Below are 4,708 nucleotides of genomic sequence, written 5' to 3'. Positions count from 1 at the left end.
ATAGTAGCTGGATTATGCAGTATGATGGCTGATAAGATTATGGAACTTCTTTCTAATTTTAACCCTGATTCAATTATGGTTGTTGGGGGAACAAGTAAAAATGAGGTTATGATAGATTATTTAAAAGAACATCTAATGAATGTTATAGTTCCGGAAGAAGCAGATTATTTTGAAGCTTTAGGAACAGCTCTCTGGAGTGAAAAATATGGAGTTAATTTAAAAGATGGCAATCTCTATGATCGCAATAAAAGTTCTTTTGAATTTCTCCCTCCAATCAAAGATTATGAAGATAAAGTTAGTTTTCATGATATGGAAAAAGGTGAGGCTCGTGATGGTGACCGCTGTCTGGTAGGAATTGATGTTGGTTCTACCACAACTAAGGCAGTTATTATGCGCAAAGAAGATGATGCACTTTTAGCCTCAGTTTATCTAAGAACAAGTGGTGATCCAGTCGATGCGGCCCGCCGTTGTTATCAAAAGCTTTCTCAGGAAATTGGAGATGTTGATATAGATTTAGTTGGTTTAGGAGTTACCGGTTCCGGGAGACAGATTGTTGGCTTACATGCTCTTACAGATTCTATCCATAATGAGATTATGGCCCATGCGACAGCAGCTGTCTATTTTGATAGTGAAGTAGACACTATTTTTGAAATAGGGGGCCAGGATGCAAAGTATACTTATATTGTAAATCAGGTACCTACTGATTATGCTATGAATGAAGCCTGTTCAGCTGGTACAGGTTCTTTTCTGGAAGAGGCAGCTGAAGAATCTTTTAATGTAGATGTAACAGATATAGAAGATATTGCTCTTCAGGGAGAAAATCCTCCAAACTTTAATGACCAGTGTTCTGCTTTTATTAGTAGTGATATAAAAAGTGCTATTCAGGAAGGTATAGAAAGAGAGGATATTTTTGGAGGACTTGTTTATTCGATTTGTTTGAATTATACAAACCGAGTTAAAGGTAATCGTCCTGTCGGAGATAAAGTATTTATGCAGGGAGGAGTCTGTTATAACAAGGCTGTACCTATGGCCATGGCCGCTTTAACTGAAAAAGAAATTATTGTTCCTCCTGAACCAGGTTTAATGGGAGCCTATGGAGAAGCTTTAATGGTAAAACAGCATCTGGATCTTGATTTAGTAGAAGCAGAAAATTTTGATCTTGATGAATTGGCTGATCGAGATATTACCTATCATCAACCTTTTACCTGTCAGGGAGGAAAAGAGAACTGTGATCGTCAGTGTGAAATAAATGTAATGGAGATCAATGGAGAAAAATATCCCTTTGGTGGGGCCTGTAATAAATATGTTAATTTATCTCATGATGTAGAATATGATGTGAGAAAATTAGATTATGTGCGCAAAAGAGAAGAGATGGTATTTGATGATTATTTTGCCAAACCGACTAAGAAAAAGGGAATAGTTGGACTGAATCGTTCCTTAACAGTTAGTACTCTTTTACCACTATACTCTAAGTTTTTTGCTGAACTTGAGCATGAGGTTATTTTACCAGAAGATGTAAAAGAAGAAGGTATTCAGCAGCAATCTGCAGCTTTCTGTCATCCCATAGAATTAAGTCACGGATATATTTATGACCTTTTAAATAATTATGAAACTGACTATATTTTCCTACCTCATGTCCGGGGATTACAGGTTGAAAATGGTGCTAAAGAAAGTATGCTCTGTCCGATGGCCCAGGCTGAACCCTATTATCTCAGTGCTAATTGGCCTGAACTTAAAGGTGATGATGTTTTTTCACCTGTACTTGATTTTAAAAACGGCTATGATCATGTTGCTGATGAATTTATCAAAATGGGAAAAAAATTAGGATATAGTAAAAAAGAGGCAGAAGAAGCTTATAAAAAAGCTGTAGCCTATCAAAAAGATTTTAAAGTTGAATTAAAGAAAAAGGGTAAAGAAGTATTAGATTATCTTGAAGAAAATGAATCTGAAAAAGCGGTAGTTCTTTTTGGCCGTCCTTATAATGCTTTTGTCTCTGAGGCTAATATGGGTATTCCTCATAAGTTTGCTTCTCGCGGAGAGCTTATTTTACCCTATGATATGCTTCCTATAGAAGATATAGAAGTGACAGAAAGTATGTACTGGTCTATGGGACAGTATATTATGAAAGGTGCTGATTTTGTCAGTGAAAATCCTCAATTGTTTGGTGCTTATATAACTAATTTTAGCTGTGGCCCGGATTCCTTTTTATTAAATTACTTTAGAGATGAAAATGGAAGTAAACCATCATTAACTCTTGAACTTGATAGTCATACTGCTGATGCAGGTTTAAATACCAGAATTGAAGCTTTTTTAGATGTAGTTGATAGTTATCGGAAATTACAGGCAGATCAGGGAATTCCTGAAGAGGAAGAAAGTGAATTTCAAAAAGCAAGAATAGAATATGAAGATGAACCAATAATTTATGATTCAAAAGGAGAAAAATATTCGCTAGAAGATGACCATGTAAAACTACTCATTCCTTCAATGGGAGGTAATTCCAGTCAGGCTTTTGCAGCTGCTTTTGAATATTGTGGAGTTGAGGCAGTAACAGCACCTCCACCTGGAGAAGATGAACTAAAAAGAGGAAGAGCAAATTCAACTTCCAAAGAATGTCTGCCATTACAGCTTACTTTAGGTAGTTTACTCCGCTATTTGGATGAACGAGAAGATGATGATGAAATGTTAGTTTATTTTATGCCTGAAGCTTCCGGTCCTTGCCGTTTTGGCCAGTATAATGTTTTGATGAATAATATGTTAGAAGAAAGAGAAATAGAAGATGTAGCTTTACTCACTTTATCAGCCAATAATGGTTATGCTGGTATGGGTAGAAAGTTTACCTTGAGAGGCTGGCAGTCAGTTTTAATTGCAGATGTATTAGATGATATTTATAGTGCTATTAAAGCTTTGGCTGTCAATAGAAGAGAGGCAATGGCTCAATATGAAGAAAGTAAACAACGACTTTTTCAGGGGCTAGCTCATTTTTCCTGGGGAGAGATTAAACAGATGATGAAAGAAGAAGCTGAGTCTTTAGCTGAGATTGAGTTAAAAGAAGATTATGAAGAGGCAAAAAAGGTTGCTTTAACAGGTGAAATTTATGTAAGAAGTGATGAATTTTCTCGAAGATTTTTAGTAGATAAATTGGCGGAAAGAGGAATAGTGACTAAAGTTACTGATAATAGTGAATGGCTTTATTATGTAGATTATCTTCTTCAAAATGGAATTAACAAACAAAATGTTAGTTTTTGGCAGAAGCTAAAAAGTAAGTTTAAGGGCTTATTCCAGAAGAGATTTGAGAAACAGGTTAAAAGTATTATGAGTGAAAGTGGACTTTGTGAATACAGTTTAAATGATGTTGATGAAGTTATGGAAGCTGCGGAAGGAGCCATTTCACCAGAATTAACTGGAGAAGGAATTTTAACTATAGGTAGTTCTATTGATGAATTGATTGATGATGTAGATGGCGTAATTATTATTGGTCCTTTTGGCTGTATGCCGCATAGGGTAGCAGAATCAATTCTTTCCGAATCACTGGAAGAACAGAAATTAAAACTTGCTGAGGAGAAAAATGATCAATTTAGTAAAGAAGTGCTTGATAAATTTTCTTCTCTGCCATTTTTAGCCATTGAAGTAGATGGAAGTGTCTTTACTCAGGTTATAGAAGCCAGAATAGAATCATTTTGTTTACAGGTTGAGAGACTTAATGCATATAAATCAAAGGCAAAGTTTTAAGGTGCCTTTTTAAGGTACCAAATTAAGGTACCCGGTATAGTACCGGGTACCTCCCGGTTTTTGTCGATAATTGCATAAAATATAAGCATGAGGTGGTATGGATATTCATACTATCTCATGCTTTTTTTATTTCATTCAAGAAAAATTTTAGAATTTGCAGGAATTTGTCACCTTATATTTAAATATATGATAACAATAATTTTAATTCATTAATATATTAAAATAATAAAGGAGGTAGAAAAATTATGGAGGAAAAAGATCAACTCTCCAAAAATGAGAAGCTTTTGAAAACAAAGGGGCGAATGGGAACTTTCTTGAAATTATATTTAACAGTCTTAGCAATAGTAATTATAACTGAAACAATAGGAACCCAAACTTTTTCCGTTGGCCCGGGTCAGGTAGTTTTACTACCGATGTTATTTGCAGTAGTAATTGCAATTTTAATTACACCTAATCTTTTAGGAAAAGTATTTGGATTTTTAAAAGGAATAGTATCGATGGAAGAGGTAAAGTTAGCCAGTCCTATGGTTATGCTTTCACTTTTGCCACTAGGTGTAAAGTACGGTACTTTGGTTGGTCCTAATATTGTTCAGGTTGTTAAAGCTGGTCCTGCATTTTTATTACAGGAACTTGGTAACTTAGGTACAATCTTTATTGCCCTGCCTTTAGCTCTTTGGTTAGGAATGGGCAGAGAAGCAGTTGGAGCAACTGCCAGTATTGCCCGTGAGCCTACCTTAGGAGTAATTGGTGAAAGATATGGAATTTCATCTCCAGAAGGTACTGGGGTTTTAGGAACGTATTTAACAGGTACTGTTTTTGGAACAATTTTCTTTGGTCTTTTAGGTGCACTTTCAGTTAATACCGGTTTACATCCTTATGCTCTGGCTATGGCCTGTGGGATGGGGAGTGGAAGTATGATGACTGCTGCTTCTGGTTCTCTTGCTGAAGTTGTACCGGAGATGAAAGATACCATTCTGGC

Annotated in this window: 2 protein-coding genes; both read left to right on the top strand. The window is 35.7% G+C overall.

Going from position 1 to position 4,708, the window contains the following annotated elements:
- Positions 1-21 precede the first annotated feature (21 nt).
- A complete protein-coding gene (locus tag VJ881_03270) occupies positions 22-3,729 on the top strand; it encodes an acyl-CoA dehydratase activase-related protein (protein HKL75065.1) in 3,708 nt (1,235 codons plus the stop codon).
- Positions 3,730-3,974: 245 nt separating this feature from the next.
- The coding region (locus VJ881_03265; protein ID HKL75064.1) for a DUF3100 domain-containing protein at positions 3,975-4,708 on the top strand (734 nt) is incomplete at its 3' end.

The organism is Halanaerobiales bacterium, from assembly GCA_035270125.1.
Lineage (GTDB): Bacteria > Bacillota > Halanaerobiia > Halanaerobiales > DATFIM01 > DATFIM01.
Note: the sequence above shows the minus strand (reverse complement) of the source record. Positions and strands in the feature narration are given on the sequence as shown.